Below are 18159 nucleotides of genomic sequence, written 5' to 3' on the forward strand. Positions count from 1 at the left end.
CATTCTATCACTTTTAAAAAGCTTTGTCACGAATATTCTATTCGGTTATTGATGTAAACGTTTTAGTAATTTCAGAAGCCTGAAATAAAGGACATTTTATGGTATAATATATCTAATTACTAATAGTGAAATGAGGCATTTATTAATGCAGGATAAAAATTTAGTGAATGTCAATCTGACAAAGGAGATGAAGACCAGCTTTATTGATTACGCCATGAGTGTTATCGTAGCGCGTGCTCTTCCTGATGTTCGAGATGGCTTAAAACCTGTTCACCGCCGTATTCTTTACGGAATGAATGAATTAGGTGTTACTCCAGACAAACCTCATAAAAAATCAGCCCGTATTACAGGGGATGTTATGGGTAAATACCACCCGCACGGAGATTCCTCAATTTACGAAGCCATGGTCCGTATGGCTCAGTGGTGGAGCTATCGTTACATGCTTGTCGATGGGCATGGGAACTTTGGTTCTATGGATGGAGACGGTGCTGCCGCGCAGCGGTATACTGAGGCACGTATGAGCAAGATTGCTCTTGAAATGCTTCGTGATATCAATAAAAATACAGTTGATTTCGTTGATAACTATGATGCCAATGAACGTGAACCCTTGGTCTTGCCGGCTCGTTTTCCAAACCTTTTGGTCAATGGGGCAACTGGTATCGCTGTTGGGATGGCAACCAATATTCCACCTCACAACTTGGGTGAAACCATTGATGCAGTGAAGCTCGTCATGGACAATCCAGATGTGACGACTAAGGACTTGATGGAGGTTTTACCTGGTCCAGATTTTCCAACTGGTGCCCTTGTTATGGGGAAATCAGGTATTCATAAGGCTTACGAAACTGGTAAAGGATCGATTGTTCTTCGTTCTCGTACAGAGATTGAAACCACTAAGACAGGTCGCGAACGGATTGTTGTAACGGAATTTCCTTACATGGTCAATAAAACTAAGGTCCATGAGCATATTGTTCGCTTGGTTCAGGAAAAACGCCTTGAGGGCATTACAGCCGTACGTGATGAGTCCAATCGTGAAGGCGTTCGCTTTGTAATCGAGGTTAAACGCGACGCGTCTGCCAACGTTATCCTTAACAACCTCTTCAAGATGACCCAGATGCAAACCAATTTTGGTTTCAACATGTTGGCGATTCAAAATGGCGTGCCAAAAATCTTGTCCCTTCGTCAAATTTTGGATGCTTATATCGAGCACCAAAAAGAAGTGGTTGTTCGCCGCACTCGTTTTGACAAGGAAAAAGCAGAAGCGCGTGCGCACATTTTAGAAGGTCTTTTAATTGCACTAGACCATATCGACGAAGTGATTCGTATTATCCGTGCTAGTGAAACGGATGCGGAAGCGCAAGCTGAGTTGATGAGCAAGTTCAAGCTTTCTGAACGTCAAAGTCAGGCTATCCTTGATATGCGTCTCCGTCGTTTGACAGGATTGGAACGTGATAAGATTCAGTCTGAATATGATGAATTGATTGCCTTGATTGCAGATCTAACCGATATTCTTGCTAAACCAGAACGCGTAGTGCAAATCATAAAAGATGAATTAGATGAAGTAAAACGTAAATTTGGTGACAAACGTCGTACCGAGTTGATGGTTGGAGAAGTCTTAACTCTTGAAGATGAAGACTTGATTGAGGAGTCAGATGTCTTAATCACTCTTTCTAACAAGGGCTACATCAAACGTTTGGACCAAGGTGAATTCACTGCTCAAAAACGTGGTGGTCGTGGTGTCCAAGGTACGGGAGTTAAGGATGATGACTTTGTGCGTGAGTTGGTTTCAACCAGCACCCATGATCATTTGCTCTTCTTTACCAATAAAGGACGAGTATACCGACTAAAAGGTTATGAAATTCCTGAATATGGTCGTACAGCCAAAGGATTGCCAGTTGTCAATCTTTTGAAGTTGGACGAAGGCGAAAGCATTCAGACCATCATCAACGTTGAGTCTGAACGTAGTGATGATGCCTATCTCTTCTTTACAACTCGTCACGGTGTCGTGAAGAGAACCAGTGTCAAAGAATTTGCTAATATTCGTCAAAATGGACTGAAGGCCTTGAATCTCAAGGATGAAGACGAATTGATTAATGTCCTATTGACAGAAGAAGACACAGATATCATTATTGGTACCAAGTTTGGTTATGCTGTTCGTTTTAATCAATCAGCTGTTCGTGGCATGAGCCGTATCGCGACAGGTGTTCGAGGAGTCAATCTTCGTGAAGGGGATACAGTAGTTGGCGCTAGTGTTATTACCGACCAGGACGAAGTCCTTATCATCACTGAAAAAGGTTATGGTAAGCGTACTCTTGCTACAGAATATCCAACTAAAGGCCGTGGTGGTAAAGGAATGAAGACAGCCAATGTTGCTGAGAAGAATGGTCCTCTCGCAGGCCTCCTCACTGTTAAAGGTGATGAAGACCTGATGATTATCACGGATACAGGGGTCATGATTCGAACAAATGTTGCCAATATTTCACAAACAGGACGCTCAACTATGGGAGTTAAGGTGATGCGTCTAGACCAAGATGCCAAGATTGTGACCTTTACAACGGTTGCTGCAGCAGAAAAAGAAGAAGTTGGGACTGAAATTGAAACAGAAGGTAAAGCATAATGTCTCATAAAAAAATAAAAAGTAAGAAGAATAAGCGTAGGAATCTATTTCTCAATATTTTAGCCGGTTTCTTGATTCTTCTTTCCCTAGCCTTGATTTTTAATTCAAAGATTCGAGATCTCTTTATGGTTTGGAATACCAATAAATACCAAGTCAGTCAGGTGACTAAGGAAAAGATTGAGGAGAATAAAGAAACAGAGGGAAATTTTGATTTTGATTCTGTCAAATCCATCTCATCAGAAGCGGTGTTAGCTGCCCAGTGGGATGCTCAACAACTTCCAGTCATAGGAGGGATTGCCATTCCTGAAGTAGAGATCAACCTGCCTATTTTTAAAGGTTTAGATAATGTAAACTTGTTCTACGGGGCAGGAACCATGAAAGCAAATCAGAAAATGGGAGAAGGCAACTATTCTCTAGCTAGTCACCATATCTTTACCGCTGAAAATGCAAGTCAGATGCTCTTTTCGCCTTTGGTCAATGCCAAGGCGGGGATGAAGATTTATTTGACTGATAAAGATAAAGTATACACCTATGAGATTCGTGAGGTGAAGCACGTGACGCCTGATCGCGTTGACGAAATTGAAGATCGTGATGGTATCAAAGAAATCACCTTGGTAACTTGTGTGGACTATAATGCGACAGAGCGGATTATTGTTAAAGGTGATTTTAAAGAAGTTAAAGCATATTCTGAAACATCTGATGATATCCTAAGCGCCTTTAATCAGCCATATAAACAACGTTATTAACCTCAAAAACCAGTGAATTGTATTTTTCGCTGGTTTTTTGTCAAATAGAACCGTCTGCCAAAGGAGAATAATACATGTTCGAATATTTTTGGATTGGAATGAAAACGATGTGGGAAGGTCCTGTCTTTAGTTTTGCCTTTTACTTATTAACCTCTATTCTTTTACTAATCTTTTGGCGACGTTTTATAATTGTCCGTCGTAGTGGTGGTAATTTTTTTGCCCCGTTTCACATTGCCAATGGGAGACTTTATATTCACAATGCTTTCGTATTTGTGAAGCGAATCATTCCGCTGAATAAGATCAAAATGATTGAAGTCAAATATATTCGAAGTGTCAAATTGAATGGGGTAAGATATCTTTTGTGTATTGAACAGAAAGACAGAAAGACTCTGTCATTTTTCTTTGGCAAATCAAAACAGAATGATATGCTTGTCAAGAATCTAAAGAATGAAACTAAAAACTACCATATTAGAATTGTAATTGATAGATAAGTTGAAAGATTTATCGTAAGAAACCGAAAGATGCCTAGTATAAGAGAGGATAGATAATGAGTCAGTTAAGAGAAAAGTCTTTAGTTACGCTCAAAGAAGACATAACAAGTAGTTTTCCATTTGCCAAGGATCTTCCTATGATATTCTTGGGAGGAATTACCAATATGGCTGGACAAGGAATCTTCATAGGAAAATCGGGGAAGTCTTATTTTGGATATCATATTTCACATTTTAGAGAACTAAGTGAAGATGAGATATAGGACTTTCGCAGTAGGAAAATAGATGAGGAGTTGACAATGAATAATCAGATTGACTTGGTACTTCCAAACCTATACGCAGAATTCTTGAGCAAAATCGACAAAGCAGGAGACTTTGTCATAGAGAATACAGGTATTACCTTATATTCGAGGTTAGATTTGCTAGAAAGAAACTCCACCTACCAAATAGAAGAGTGGGAACCAGATTTTTTCCTGATTGGGCAAGATGGGGATATCGCTTTTTTTATAAAGAAAGATTCTGACGATACCATTTATATGAATGATTTGGGGGCATTAGGCTCACTGGAAATGAAACCCATATCTTTGAATATTTTCGAGTTTGTGCAACAAGCAAGTGAACATTATGATGACATGTTTTGATGATTGTAAGTGTTGTTATTTTATCGTACGCGCGTGTAGAAGATATTTTTATGAAGGTATTTGAATATTTGGATTAATGTTAATCAATTTTTAGTAAATGATAATGATTTGGAGAGTGAATAGAATCATCAATTTCATGCTAACTGATCTTAAGGAAATGGATGGAGAAGTCAGCGAGGAAGATGTGAAGAACAAGCTGGGGAAACCCATCATTGACTACAATCAAGGAACAGTTAGTTATTGTGAGCAAACCTTCGATGATTGGCACCTATTTGAGTTTAAATTTTTGGATGAACAATTTGAAACATTGGAATGTTTTTCTGTTAATGGATAAAGGAGAGATTTATGGAATTCCCCAATACCTTGATTTTCTTTGTAGAAAACGGATACAAGAAATGATTTTCAAAATGCGTGCTTTATGTTATAATATTCACAAATAAAAGTTTTAGGAGTTTTTTATGGTCTCTTCAGAATTTATCTCAAAGATTGAATTTGCTTGCAAGAAGAAGGAAAGTCTTTATAGCCAAAGCAAATTTAAGTATGCGATTCGTTCTATGTTTGCAGGTGCCTTTCTAACATTTAGTACTGCTGCGGGTGCAGTTGGAGCTGACTTGATTAATAAAATAGCGCCAGGTAGCGGACGTTTCCTTTTCCCATTTGTTTTTGCTTGGGGATTGGCCTACATTGTTTTCTTGAATGCTGAGTTGGTAACTTCAAACATGATGTTCTTAACTGCAGGTAGTTTTTTGAAGAAAATCTCTTGGAGAAAAACAGCTGAGATTTTACTATACTGTACCTTGTTCAACCTCATCGGAGCTTTGATAGCAGGTTGGGGCTTTGCCCACTCAGCAGCCTATGCAAATCTGACTCATGATAGTTTCATCTCAGGGGTTGTAGAGATGAAGTTAAGCCGTTCCAATGAGCTAGTCTTGCTTGAAGGTATTTTAGCGAATATCTTTGTGAACATTGCCATTCTTTCATTCGTTTTGGTGAAAGACGGTGGGGCAAAACTTTGGCTTGTTTTGTCTGCAATTTACATGTTTGTATTCTTAACAAACGAACACATTGCTGCGAACTTTGCTTCTTTTGCGATTGTTAAGTTCAGTGTCGCTGCAGATTCTATTGCTAACTTTGACATTCCTAATATCCTTCGTCACTGGGGTGTAACCTTTATCGGGAACTTTATAGGAGGAGGTCTCTTGATGGGATTACCATATGCCTTCCTCAATAAGAACGAAGATACTTATGTCGATTAAAAAAATGAGCACGAGTCAATCGTGCTTTTTTGTTTGAGGTTAAGACTAGTCATAGTTGTTCCTTATATCAAAATATAGAAAAACGGTATTGGAAAAGACTGGCTCAAGATGATACAATATCCGTAATGAAGCTATTTGGAGGTCATGAAATGACTCGTGAATTTAAATTTGAAACCCTACAACTACATGCTGGGCAGGTGGTTGATCCAGCTACCAAGTCTCGTGCAGTGCCGATTTATCAGACAACATCCTTTGTATTTGATGACACGCAGGAAGGGGCGGATCTTTTTGCCTTGAGAAAACCAGGGAATATCTATACCCGTATTACCAATCCTACAACAGCTGCCTTTGAAGAAAGAATCGCTGCTCTTGAAGGTGGTGTCGGAGCGCTAGCGACAGCATCTGGTATGGCCGCAGTGACTTATACAATTCTTGCCCTTGCTCATGCGGGTGACCACGTAGTAGCAGCTTCAACCATTTACGGTGGAACATTCAATCTCTTGAAAGAAACCCTTCCTCGTTATGGTATCACAACAACCTTTGTCGATGTTGATAATTTGGAGGAAGTAGAAGCAGCTATCGGTGACAATACCAAGCTTGTCTTGATTGAAACCTTGGGCAATCCCTTGATTAACATTCCTGACCTGGAAAAATTGGCGGAGATTGCTCATAAGCACCAAATTCCTCTCGTTTCAGACAATACTTTTGCAACACCATATTTGATTAACGTCTTTTCTCACGGTGTTGATATTGCAGTCCACTCAGCAACTAAATTTATTGGAGGTCATGGTACGACTATTGGCGGTGTGATTGTCGATAGTGGTCGTTTTGACTGGGAAGCTTCAGGGAAGTTCCCTCAATTTGTAGAGGAAGATCCTAGCTACCACAACTTGAGCTATACTCGTGATGTTGGTGCAGCAGCCTTTATCATCGCTGTTCGTGTCCAATTGCTTCGTGATACTGGCGCAGCCTTGTCACCATTTAATGCCTTCCTCTTGCTTCAAGGACTCGAAACGCTTTCGCTTCGTGTAGAACGCCATATTCAGAATACAGAGAAAATCGTTGATTTCCTTGTTAACCATCCTAAGGTAGAAAAAGTCAACTATCCTAAACTAGCAGACAGTCCATATCATGCCTTGGCTGAGAAATATCTACCAAAAGGTGTGGGTTCAATCTTTACCTTCCATGTCAAAGGTGGAGAAGCAGAAGCCCGCAAGGTGATTGATAATTTGGAAATCTTCTCTGACCTTGCAAACGTTGCAGATGCCAAGTCCCTCGTGGTCCATCCAGCCACAACAACTCATGGACAGTTGTCTGAAAAGGACCTAGAATCTGCAGGTATCACACCAAACCAAATCCGCTTGTCTATCGGTCTTGAAAATGTAGATGATTTGATTGAAGACTTGCGCTTGGCCTTGGAAAAAATTTAAAGAAAAAGAAGTTAAACAGTGGGTTTCGACTCACTGTTTTTGATTTTCCCTTAGGCATGATATAATGGTTAAAGAAGTCTAGAAAGAGGAACGATATGAACGAAATCAAATGCCCCAACTGTGGGGAAGTCTTTACAGTAAATGAAAGTCAGTATGCCGATCTTTTGTCCCAAGTGAGAACAACAGAGTTTGATAAGGAATTGCACGATCGGATTAAGCAGGAACTGGCCTTGGCTGAGCAAAAGGCCATGAATGAACAACAGTCTAAACTAGCTCAAAAAGACCAAGAAATTGCTCAATTGCAGAGTCAAATCCAAAACTTTGATACAGAAAAAGAATTGGCCAAGAAAGAGGTTGAACAAACAAGTCATGAGGCTTTATTGGCAAAGGATAAGGAAGTACAGGCCTTGGAAAACCAATTGACTACCTTGCGTTTAGAGCATGAAAATCAACTGCAAAAGACCCTCTCTGACCTAGAAAAAGAGCGTGATCAGGTCAAAAATCAGCTGCTATTGCAAGAAAAGGAGAACGAGCTTTTTCTTGCTTCTGTTAAGCAAAATTACGAAGCTCAACTTAAGGCGGCCAGTGAGCAGGTCGAATTTTACAAGAATTTCAAAGCTCAACAATCTACAAAAGCCATCGGGGAAAGTCTGGAACATTATGCGGAAAGTGAGTTTAATAAGGTCCGCAGTTTCGCTTTTCCCAATGCCTACTTTGAGAAGGATAACAAGGTCTCTGCGCGAGGTTCTAAGGGGGACTTTATCTTCCGTGAATGTGATGAAAATGGAGTAGAAATTATTTCCATTATGTTTGAGATGAAAAACGAAGCGGACGGAACAGAGAAGAAGCATAAGAATGCAGATTTTTATAAGGAATTGGACAAGGACCGTCGGGAGAAGAACTGTGAGTATGCTGTTTTGGTGACTATGCTTGAGGCAGATAACGACTACTTTAACACAGGGATTGTTGACGTCAGCCACGAGTATGAAAAGATGTATGTGGTTCGTCCTCAGTTCTTCATCCAGTTGATTGGTCTCTTGCGTAATGCGGCGCTTAATTCTCTCAAATACAAGCAAGAGTTGGCCTTGGTTCGCGAACAAAATATTGACATTACGCATTTTGAAGAAGACTTGGATGCCTTTAAACAGGCCTTTGCTAAGAACTATAATTCAGCTTCGACCAACTTTGGTAAAGCAATTGATGAAATTGATAAGGCTATCAAACGCATGGAAGAGGTTAAAAAGTTCCTAACAACATCTGAAAACCAACTCCGCCTTGCAAACAATAAATTGGAAGATGTTTCCGTCAAAAAATTGACCCGGAAAAATCCAACAATGAAAGCGAAGTTTGAAGCGCTGAAGGGGGAGTAAGATTACCTTAAAAACAGGAGTTTCTATGAAAAAAGTTGTAGAAATTATCAGAACATGGTCAGCTGATAAAATAGAATCAATTTTTCTTAAAATTATATTTAAATATTTGCTGTATTTTTTAGTGTTTTCAACAGTAATGGTTTATGTCTATATTTTTAACCATTCATCGACCACTTACACAAAGGTATTAACAGTATTTCTTGTCCTTCTTATATTGTTTATTCTTCTATCTAAATTATTACTAGATAGGGCTTTAATTGATATTTTATTTGAGGATATCAATTTAACAAAGTATCAGGATATAGTTGCTAGAGCTGATGCAAATTCTTTAAATAGAAATGTTCAGATTCTTCCAAAATATTTGGCAAATGCAAGGGTATCCTTTTATAGAGGACACTTCCAAGATAGTTTAGAATTGCTGAATAAAATAAAAAATAGTAATCTAAAAAAATCCAAAAATCTCTACTATGTATTTCATATCAAGTATTATAGCATCCTAAACTTGGTTCATTTGAATGATTGTTTAGAATTGCAAGAATTAATGGTAGAAATTGAAGAACTAACAAGTCACTTTCAATCAAAAATTTTTAAATATCAGGAAGAAATTTTGAGTTTAAAGGCTATTGTTGATATCTATTGCAATAAAATATCAAACGACTATTTCGACACTGCGGAACCAGAAAATATGTTAGCCCAAATCATGTTCTCTTATTACGGAGCTCTCAATGCCCAATTAAAAGGAGATGAAGCTCGTGCCCGAATTTTGTTTGAAAGTATTGTCCATGAAAATTCAGAACTCTTTTGTGTTCAGGAAGCGAAGAAATATTTAGGAGCAGAGGAATAAGAGAGTAACATATGAAACTAATTGAAAAAATAGTAAGTAGGGCGACAGAAAACACTCTTCTACAAATAGAAACTATTAGTCAGCTTAGTTCAGTCTTAGGAATATCTTTGGGATTGCTAGCAGTGATTCTAGAATCTAAAGGTAATGAAAAATTATGGTCGTTAATATTTATATCATTTATGTTGGGATTCCTTATTCTTGTTTTATATTTACGAGTTGTATCCAACAAGGTTATCTATTTAATGTTACACGATTCTATAGATTTAGAGATATATGAAGCTATGTTCAAGGCTGAAGCTGAGAAATCTATCAAACCTTATAGACCAACTTATGAGGAAAATTTCCATTTTATTAAGGGACAAATCAGTTTCCTACAAGGTGATTTTCAGTCTGCTAAAGAATACCTAGCAAAGATTAATTTTAAAAAAATTTGGAAGAGATTCAGGGTAGACTTATTTCTAAGAACAAGCTCCAATCAATTGCTAGTTTCTATTCATCTTCAAGATGAGCAAAATATTGCTTTCTTTGAGGAACAATTGTCCAAGGCTGCAGATTATAAAGGAGGCAAAGCTAAACTCGTTGCTCAAGCTCAAGCCATAAAAGATATTGTGTTCAATAAAGAAGCGAACGACTACTTCGATACCACTGAATCAGAAAATAAGCTAGCTCGAATCATGTTCTCTTATTACGGAGCTCTCAATGCCCAATTAAAAGGAGATGAAGCTCGTGCTCATAGTTTGTTTGAAAGTATCGCCCATGAAAATCCAGAACTCTTTTATGTTCAGGAAGCGAAGAAATATTTAGAATTAGTGAAATGAGAGTAATATATGAAATTGATTGAAAAAATAGTAAGTAGGGCGACAGAAAACACTCTTCTACAACTTGATAGGGCTATTCTAATTTGCTCATTTTTAGGCTTGGTTGTTGATGTAATGGCAGTGTGTTTAGTATTGCAAAGTAATTTGAAAATATTGGGACTAATATTATTAGTTATTGCCTTATTAGCTCTCGTCTTTGTATTTTATTTAAGATTTGTATCTAGCAAAGTTGTTTATCTAATGTTAAACGATGCTATTAATCTTAAACTCTATGAAGACATGTTCAGGGTTCAATCCGAGAAATCCATTAAGATTTTTAGGGCAACATATCGTGAGTATTACCAATTTATACAAGGTCAAGTGGCTTATCTGAAAGGAGATTTTCAATCTGCCAAGGAAAATATGTCCAAATATGATTTGAAGAAGATTTGGAAGAGATTCAGAAACCTTACATTTTTAATATCAACCTATGAACTATTAAAAGTTTCCATTCATCTTCAAGATGAGCAAAATATTGCTTTCTTTGAGTCACAATTGTCCAAGGCTGCAGATTATAAAGGAGGCAAAGCTAAACTTGTTGCTCAAACTCAAGCCATAAAAGATATTGTGTTCAATAAAGAAGCGAACGACTACTTCGACACCACCGAACCAGAAAATAAGTTAGCTCGAATCATGTTCTCTTATTACGGAGCTCTCAATGCTCAGCTAAAAGATGATGAAGAACGTGCCCGTAGTTTGTTTGAAAGTATCGCCCATGAAAATCCAAAGCTCTTTTGTGTACGGGAAGCTAGGAAGTATTTAGAAAAATGAGCTGATATAGTTTTAAAATCTGTCTAAGATAGAATATGTTGATGTAAAGTGAAAGGGGAATTAGAAAGTAACACATGAACGGTATTATCAACTTAAAAAAAGAAGCGGGGATAACCTCGCATGACGCGGTTTTTAAACTGCGTAAGATTTTGGGAACCAAGAAAATCGGTCATGGTGGAACCTTGGATCCGGATGTGGTGGGTGTTTTGCCTATTGCTGTTGGCAAGGCGACACGCATGGTCGAGTTTATGCAGGATGAGGGCAAGGTCTACGAGGGAGAAATCACTCTGGGCTATTCAACGATAACCGAGGATGCTAGTGGGGAAGTGGTCTCTGAGACACCCGTTGTGTCGCCTTTGAATGAAACCATTGTCGATGAAGCGATTGCTAGCCTGACTGGGCCTATCACTCAGATTCCGCCTATGTATTCGGCTGTCAAGGTCAATGGTCGCAAGCTCTATGAGTATGCGCGTGCTGGTCAGGAAGTAGAGCGTCCAAAACGTGAGGTAACTATTTATAGCTTTGAGCGGACAAGTCCGATTTCTTATGAGGGCGAACTTGCACGATTCACTTTTCGTGTGAAATGCAGTAAGGGAACTTACATCCGTACCTTGTCTGTTGACTTGGGAGAAAAGCTTGGTTATGCGGCTCATATGTCTCACCTGACTCGAATCAGTGCAGCGGGTTTACAGCTAGAAGATGCCTTGACCTTGGAAGAAATTGCTGAAAAAGTGGAGGCTGGCCAACTGGACTTTCTTTATCCGTTAGAGATTGGAACAGGGGACCTTGTTAAAGTTTTCCTAACTCCAGAACAAGCTACAGAAGTGCGCTTTGGTCGTTTTATTGAGTTAGACCAAACGGACAAAGAATTGGCTGCCTTTGAAGGAGAAAAATTGCTAGCCATTCTTGAAAAACGGGGTGAACTTTACAAACCAAGGAAGGTTTTTATCTAGTCTAACTGAGATGTAGGGATTTGAATTGTTACCCATAATCTATCCAAAATCAGACTATAAATTTTGCTAGAAATGTGATAGAATAGACGACGGATAAAAAAACGGAGGATAGCATGCAAAATAGACCAATCATTATCGGAGTGACAGGTGGTTCTGGTGGTGGTAAGACCAGTGTTTCGAGGGCCATTTTATCACATTTTCCTGATGAGAAGATTTCCATGATTGAGCATGATTCATACTACAAGGATCAGTCTCATTTGACCTTTGAAGAGCGTGTCAAAACCAACTACGACCATCCTTTTGCCTTTGATACAGACTTGATGATCGAGCAGATTAAGGAGTTGTTGGCAGGACGTCCGGTGGACATTCCGACTTATGACTATACAGAGCATACACGAAGTAGCAAGACCTATCGTCAAGAACCTCAAGATGTCTTTATTGTTGAGGGGATTTTGGTCTTGGAGGACAAGCGTCTGCGTGATTTGATGGACATCAAGATTTTTGTGGATACAGATGATGATGTGCGCATTATTCGTCGGATCAAGCGTGATATGGAAGAGCGTGGTCGTAGTTTGGATAGCGTTATTGACCAATATCTGGGTGTTGTAAAACCTATGTATCACCAGTTTATCGAGCCGACCAAGCGGTATGCGGATATCGTCATTCCTGAAGGGGTCAGTAATACAGTGGCTATCGACCTGTTGACGACCAAGATTGCAAAGATTTTGGAAGAAGCTCGTAACAGCAAATAATCAGATGAGGAGGCCTTGCCTCCTTTTTCTATTTTTCCCTCATAATGGTACATAAATGGAGATTTTTAGGCATATTTTTGGTATAATAATACCCATGAACGAGCAAGAAAATGAATAGTAGGTGGAGATGGAAAAGTATTTATCAGTAACAACTTTGACCAAGTATCTGAAAATGAAATTCGATAAAGACCCTTACTTGGAACGGGTCTATTTAACTGGTCAAGTTTCCAACTTTCGTAAACGTCCTACTCACCAATATTTCTCCCTAAAAGATGACCATGCGGTTATTCAAGCGACCATTTGGTCAGGGATATACCAGAAATTAGGCTTCGACCTCGAAGAAGGGATGAAGATCAATGTAATTGGGCGAGTTCAGGTTTATGAACCGAGCGGGAGCTACTCCATCATCATTGAGAAGGCTGAACCTGATGGAGTTGGTGCGCTTGCGATTCAGTTTGAACAACTCAAGAAAAAATTGACAGAAGAAGGCCTGTTTCAAGAACGTTTCAAGCAACCTCTTCCCCAGTTTGCTAAGAGAATCGGTGTAGTAACCAGTCGCAGTGGCGCTGTTATTCGAGATATTATCACGACCGTTAGCAGACGTTTTCCCGGTGTCGATATCCTTCTCTATCCGACCAAGGTTCAAGGTGAAGGCTCTGCGGAGGAAATAGCACGGAATATTGCTCGTGCCAATCAGCGTGAGGATTTAGATGTCCTCATCATTGGTCGTGGTGGGGGTTCCATCGAAGATCTCTGGGCCTTTAACGAAGAGATTGTGGTACGTGCTATTTTTGAATCCCGTTTGCCAATTATTTCTAGTGTGGGTCATGAGACAGATGTGACCTTGGCAGACTTTGTGGCGGATCGTCGGGCTGCGACACCAACGGCTGCAGCAGAACTGGCAACACCTGTAACTAAGTTGGACCTCTTGACCCATTTGCAAAATCAAGAAAAAAGAATGGCAACAGCAGTTCAGAATGTCCTGTCAAAGAAAAAAGAAGCTTTGAAAAAATGCAGTCAGTCTGTTATCTTTAGACAACCGGAGCGCTTGTATGACGGTTATTTGCAACGCTTGGATCAACTGCAATTGCGATTAAAACAAAGTTTGCGAACACGGATTTCTGATAACAACCAATTAGTCCAAGCAAGGACTCATCGCCTAGTGCAGTTATCACCTGATGCCAAAATCCAACGCTATCAGGATCGGTTATGTCAGTTGGACAAGCTCCTCCGTAGCCAAATGGCCTTAGTTTATGACGCCAAGGTTGCTGAGGTCAAGCGACTTTCAGAAGCTTTGCTCATGTTGGATACGAGCCGAATTGTGGCGCGTGGCTATGCTATTGTCAAAAAAGAAGAGTCAGTAGTAGACTCGGTTGAGAAGTTGAAGAAAAAAGACCAAGTGACGCTTTTGATGCGAGACGGTCAAGTAGAATTAGAGGTTAAAGATGTCAAAACAAAAGAAATTTGAGGAAAATCTAGCAGAACTGGAGACTATTGTCCAAAGTTTAGAAAATGGTGAAATTGCTCTGGAAGATGCGATTGCGGCCTTTCAAAAGGGCATGGTCTTGTCAAAAGAACTCCAAGCGACGCTGGACAAGGCTGAAAAGACCTTGGTCAAGGTCATGCAAGAAGACGGAACAGAAAGTGATTTTGAATGAAGAAACAAGAAAAATTAGCTCTTGTCGAGTCGGCTTTGGAAGACTTTTATGGAGACCAGCAGTTTGCTTCTAGTTTAAGAGAGGCTGTTCTCTATTCCATTCATGCTGGCGGCAAGCGTATTCGGCCTTTTCTCTTGTTAGAAGTTTTAGAAGCCTTGCAAGTGGTTATCCAACCAGCGCACGCCCAAGTGGCTGCGGCCTTGGAAATGATTCATACAGGGAGCTTGATTCACGATGACCTTCCAGCTATGGATGATGATGATTACCGTCGGGGGCGCTTGACCAACCACAAGAAATTCGGTGAAGCAATGGCAATTTTGGCTGGAGATGCTTTGTTCCTAGATCCTTACGCCTTGATAGCGCAGGCAGATTTGCCAAGTCAGGTAAAGGTGGACTTGATTGCCAACCTATCCCTTGCGTCAGGTAGTCTGGGCATGGTGGCAGGGCAGGTTCTGGACATGGAAGGTGAACACCAGCACTTGTCTTTGGAAGAACTTCAGACCATTCATGCTAACAAGACTGGAAAACTACTAGCCTATCCATTCCAAGCAGCAGCTATCATAGCAGAATTAGCACCAGAGTTACAAGCAAAACTGAAAACTGTGGGTGAATTGATCGGACTTGCCTTTCAAGTCAGGGATGATGTGTTGGATGTGACCGCTAGTTTTGAGGAAATCGGCAAGACCCCACAAAAGGATTTGCAGGCAGAAAAGTCAACCTATCCAGCCTTGTTGGGCTTGGAGGAGGCCATTTCCTTTTGTAACCAAACTCTGGATCAAGCCACGGCTAAATTAGAAGAAATTGCTCAGCAAGTGAGCTTTGAAATAGAGCCGATTGTGAAAGTAGTAGAAAGTTTGAGAATCAATGGCTAAGGAAAGAGTGGATGTACTAGCTTATAAACAGGGTTTGTTTGAGACACGAGAGCAGGCCAAGCGCGGTGTGCTGGCTGGGCTTGTCGTAGCGGTCCTTAATGGAGAACGCTTTGACAAACCAGGGGAGAAAATTCCAGATGACACTGAGCTAAAACTCAAAGGTGAAAAACTCAAGTATGTTAGTCGTGGTGGTCTGAAACTGGAAAAGGCCTTGCAGGTTTTTGATTTGTCAGTGGATGGGGCGACCACGATTGATATTGGAGCCTCTACTGGGGGATTTACCGATGTTATGCTGCAGAATGGCGCTGAGCTTGTCTATGCGGTGGATGTTGGGACCAATCAATTAGCCTGGAAATTACGCCAAGACCCGCGAGTTGTCAGCATGGAGCAGTTTAATTTCCGCTATGCTGAAAAGACTGACTTTGAGCAGGAACCTAGCTTTGCTAGTATTGATGTGAGTTTCATTTCCCTTAGTCTGATCTTACCAGCCTTACATCGAGTTTTGGCTGAACAAGGTCAGGTGGTGGCTCTTGTCAAACCTCAGTTTGAGGCGGGTCGTGAGCAGATTGGGAAGAATGGAATTATTCGTGATGCCAAGGTTCATCAATATGTCCTTGAATCAGTCACTACTATGGCGGTTGAGCAAGGCTTTTCTGTGCTTGGATTAGACTACTCACCAATCCAAGGAGGACATGGAAATATTGAGTTTTTAGCTTATTTGAAAAAGGAAGATGGAGCAAGTAACCAAGTTGCCCCTGAAATAGAAAAAGTTGTAGAGAGAGCACATAGAGAATTTAAAGATGAATAAAAAAGAAAGACTTGAAAAAATTAGAAGATTTGTAACAGATTACCAAATCGGAACCCAGGAAGAAATCGTTGAGCATTTGAAGGAAGCAGGGATTTCTGCTACACAAGCCACTGTCTCAAGGGATATCAAAGAACTTGGAATTGTTAAAATTCCTTTGAAGAACAACACTTATATTTATGAGTTGCCAAAATCAATTGTGAAGAGTTTGCAGTTGGCTGAGGACAATATTGTGAGTTCCGAGCTAATGGGAAATATGATCAACCTTACTGTCATTCCTGGAAATACTATTTTTGTGAAAAGTCAGTTGGTTGAAGCATTTTCTGAACAGATTTTTAGCTGCCTAGCTGATGATGATTCTATCCTAATTGTAGCCAAAACAGTTGGGGCTGCTGAGGAAATTGTTGAACAAGTAAAAAAATGGTAGGTCAGTATGTTACTTGAAATTTCGATAAAAAACTTTGCCATTATTGAGGTCATTTCTCTCAATTTTGAAAAGGGTATGACTGTTTTGACCGGGGAAACGGGTGCCGGAAAATCTATCATTATCGATGCTATGAATCTCATGTTGGGGGCTCGAGCAACGACAGATGTTATTCGTCACGGTGCTCCTAAGGCAGAGATTGAGGGACTTTTCTCGGTTGAAAACCGTCGCTTTTTACAGGAACTTTTTGATGAGCAAGGTTTGGAATTGGGGGATGAGATTATCATTCGCCGTGAAATTCTCCAAAACGGACGAAGTATTAGTCGTGTAAATGGCCAGATGGTCAATCTTTCTGTCTTGCGTGCAATCAGTCAGCATCTTGTCGATATTCATGGGCAACATGACCAAGAAGAGTTGATGCGTCCACAACTTCATATCCAAATGTTGGATGAATTTGGTGATGCAGCATTTTTGGAGCTTAAACAAGCCTATCAGACAAGCTTTGACACCTACCGCAAAATGCGTAAGCAAGTTCTTGAAGTTAAGAAGAATCAGCAAGAACACAAGTCTCGCATTGAGATGTTGGAATTTCAAATGGCAGAGATTGAGGCGGTAAACTTGCAAGCTGGGGAAGATGTCACTCTCAACCAAGAAAGAGATAAACTCCTCAACCACAAGAATATAGCAGATACCTTGACAAATGCCTACACTATGTTGGACAATGAGGAGTTCTCCAGTCTAGCAAATGTCCGTTCCGCCATGAATGACATGGAAAGTGTCGAAGAATACGACCCTGATTACCGTGAAATTTCAAGTTCTCTATCAGAGACCTACTATGTTTTAGAAGATATTACCAAGCGTTTGGAAGATATCATTGAAGATTTAGATTTTGATGGCAATCGCCTCATGCAGGTTGAAAATCGCTTAGATTTGCTCAACACGATCACACGCAAGTATGGTGGGACAGTGGATGAGGTTTTGCTTTACTTTGCTAAGATTACGGAAGAGTACAATCTCTTGACTGGAAATAACCTTTCTTCCGAAGACATGGAAGCAGAGCTTAAGAAATTGGAAGTTGATCTTGTTGCGTTGGCGAACCAGCTTGCATCTGCTCGTCATGACTTGGCCCAGCAGCTCGAAGCTGAGATTAAGCAAGAACTTCAAGACTTATATATGGAAAAGGCACAGTTCCAGGTTCGCTTTAGTAAGGGCAAATTCAGTCGAGAAGGTAATGAAATGGTCGAGTTTTACATTTCGACCAACCCAGGTGAGGACTTTAAACCCTTGGTCAAGGTTGCATCTGGTGGGGAATTGTCTCGTCTCATGCTAGCCATCAAGTCTGCCTTTTCTCGTAAGGAAGGTAAGACCAGTATTGTCTTTGATGAGGTGGATACGGGAGTTTCAGGTCGTGTGGCCCAAGCTATTGCTCAGAAGATTCACAAGATTGGCCAGCATGGTCAGGTTTTAGCTATTTCTCACCTTCCACAAGTGATTGCCATCGCGGATTATCAATTCTTTATTGAGAAGATTAGCGATGAGCACTCAACGGTGTCTACGGTTCGACTCTTGACTTTAGAAGAGCGAGTAGAGGAAGTAGCTAAAATGTTGGCTGGGGAAAATGTAACAGAAGCTGCCCTTACCCAAGCCAGAGAATTATTGCAAACGAGGGAGAAGTAAG

At 40.3% G+C, this 18159-nt stretch carries 20 protein-coding genes; all 20 read left to right on the forward strand.

The genetic code is table 11. From position 1 onward, the window contains the following. The first annotated feature begins 145 nt into the window (after nt 1–145). The 20 genes from gyrA (at nt 146) to recN (ending at nt 18158) form a co-directional block, all read left to right on the forward strand. On the forward strand, nt 146–2614 hold the full coding sequence (gene gyrA / locus E2R31_RS09115) for a DNA gyrase subunit A (RefSeq protein WP_132974090.1): 2469 nt from the start codon (nt 146–148) through the stop codon (nt 2612–2614). Beyond that, nucleotides 2614–3360: a class A sortase gene (locus E2R31_RS09120; protein ID WP_132974092.1), complete on the forward strand. Its 747-nt coding sequence runs from the start codon at nt 2614–2616 to the stop codon at nt 3358–3360. Before gyrA ends, E2R31_RS09120 begins: the two co-directional genes overlap by 1 nt. A 74-nt stretch (nt 3361–3434) precedes the next feature. After that, a complete protein-coding gene (locus tag E2R31_RS09125; protein ID WP_132974094.1) occupies nt 3435–3851 on the forward strand; it encodes a hypothetical protein in 417 nt (138 codons plus the stop codon). Nucleotides 3852–3907: 56 nt separating this feature from the next. Beyond that, the gene (locus E2R31_RS09130; protein WP_132974096.1) at nt 3908–4111 is read left to right on the forward strand and encodes a hypothetical protein; all 204 of its coding nucleotides are present in this window, start codon (nt 3908–3910) and stop codon (nt 4109–4111) included. A 36-nt stretch (nt 4112–4147) separates the two neighbouring features. Next, nucleotides 4148–4489, forward strand: a complete 342-nt coding sequence (locus tag E2R31_RS09135) for a hypothetical protein (protein ID WP_132974098.1) — start codon at nt 4148–4150, stop codon at nt 4487–4489. A gap of 115 nt (nt 4490–4604) precedes the next feature. After that, entirely contained in the window at nt 4605–4823 is a 219-nt protein-coding gene (locus E2R31_RS09140; RefSeq protein WP_243701303.1) for a hypothetical protein, read from the forward strand. 124 nt (nt 4824–4947) lie between these two features. Beyond that, entirely contained in the window at nt 4948–5745 is a 798-nt protein-coding gene (locus tag E2R31_RS09145; RefSeq protein ID WP_084925988.1) for a formate/nitrite transporter family protein, read from the forward strand. Nucleotides 5746–5894: 149 nt separating this feature from the next. Beyond that, nucleotides 5895–7175, forward strand: coding sequence for an O-acetylhomoserine aminocarboxypropyltransferase/cysteine synthase family protein (locus E2R31_RS09150; protein WP_132974100.1), 1281 nt, complete (start codon nt 5895–5897; stop codon nt 7173–7175). A gap of 95 nt (nt 7176–7270) precedes the next feature. Next, nucleotides 7271–8545, forward strand: coding sequence for a DUF2130 domain-containing protein (locus tag E2R31_RS09155; RefSeq protein ID WP_132974102.1), 1275 nt, complete (start codon nt 7271–7273; stop codon nt 8543–8545). 25 nt (nt 8546–8570) lie between these two features. Then, nucleotides 8571–9389, forward strand: coding sequence for a hypothetical protein (locus tag E2R31_RS09160; protein WP_243701304.1), 819 nt, complete (start codon nt 8571–8573; stop codon nt 9387–9389). A gap of 11 nt (nt 9390–9400) precedes the next feature. Beyond that, nucleotides 9401–10207, forward strand: a complete 807-nt coding sequence (locus E2R31_RS09165) for a hypothetical protein (protein WP_165941811.1) — start codon at nt 9401–9403, stop codon at nt 10205–10207. 9 nt (nt 10208–10216) lie between these two features. Next, the gene (locus E2R31_RS09170; RefSeq protein ID WP_132974104.1) at nt 10217–11017 is read left to right on the forward strand and encodes a hypothetical protein; all 801 of its coding nucleotides are present in this window, start codon (nt 10217–10219) and stop codon (nt 11015–11017) included. 74 nt (nt 11018–11091) lie between these two features. Then, nucleotides 11092–11970 (forward strand): tRNA pseudouridine(55) synthase TruB, encoded by an 879-nt coding sequence (truB, locus tag E2R31_RS09175; protein WP_132974106.1) that lies wholly within the window; start codon nt 11092–11094, stop codon nt 11968–11970. A 113-nt stretch (nt 11971–12083) separates the two neighbouring features. Further along, nucleotides 12084–12722, forward strand: a complete 639-nt coding sequence (udk, locus tag E2R31_RS09180; RefSeq protein ID WP_001181376.1) for a uridine kinase — start codon at nt 12084–12086, stop codon at nt 12720–12722. A 127-nt stretch (nt 12723–12849) separates the two neighbouring features. Beyond that, nucleotides 12850–14190: an exodeoxyribonuclease VII large subunit gene (xseA, locus tag E2R31_RS09185; protein WP_132974108.1), complete on the forward strand. Its 1341-nt coding sequence runs from the start codon at nt 12850–12852 to the stop codon at nt 14188–14190. Then, on the forward strand, nt 14168–14380 hold the full coding sequence (locus tag E2R31_RS09190) for an exodeoxyribonuclease VII small subunit (RefSeq protein ID WP_000043226.1): 213 nt from the start codon (nt 14168–14170) through the stop codon (nt 14378–14380). The genes xseA and E2R31_RS09190 overlap by 23 nt, the downstream gene beginning before the upstream one ends. Further along, on the forward strand, nt 14377–15252 hold the full coding sequence (locus E2R31_RS09195) for a polyprenyl synthetase family protein (RefSeq protein WP_132974110.1): 876 nt from the start codon (nt 14377–14379) through the stop codon (nt 15250–15252). The genes E2R31_RS09190 and E2R31_RS09195 overlap by 4 nt, the downstream gene beginning before the upstream one ends. Beyond that, nucleotides 15245–16060 (forward strand): TlyA family RNA methyltransferase, encoded by an 816-nt coding sequence (locus tag E2R31_RS09200; RefSeq protein ID WP_132974112.1) that lies wholly within the window; start codon nt 15245–15247, stop codon nt 16058–16060. Before E2R31_RS09195 ends, E2R31_RS09200 begins: the two co-directional genes overlap by 8 nt. Next, nucleotides 16053–16484: an arginine repressor gene (locus E2R31_RS09205; protein ID WP_132974114.1), complete on the forward strand. Its 432-nt coding sequence runs from the start codon at nt 16053–16055 to the stop codon at nt 16482–16484. The genes E2R31_RS09200 and E2R31_RS09205 overlap by 8 nt, the downstream gene beginning before the upstream one ends. Nucleotides 16485–16490: 6 nt before the next feature. Next, a complete protein-coding gene (gene recN, locus E2R31_RS09210) occupies nt 16491–18158 on the forward strand; it encodes a DNA repair protein RecN (RefSeq protein WP_132974116.1) in 1668 nt (555 codons plus the stop codon). Nucleotide 18159 lies beyond the last annotated feature (1 nt).

The organism is Streptococcus downii, assembly GCF_004353325.1.
GTDB lineage: Bacteria > Bacillota > Bacilli > Lactobacillales > Streptococcaceae > Streptococcus > Streptococcus downii.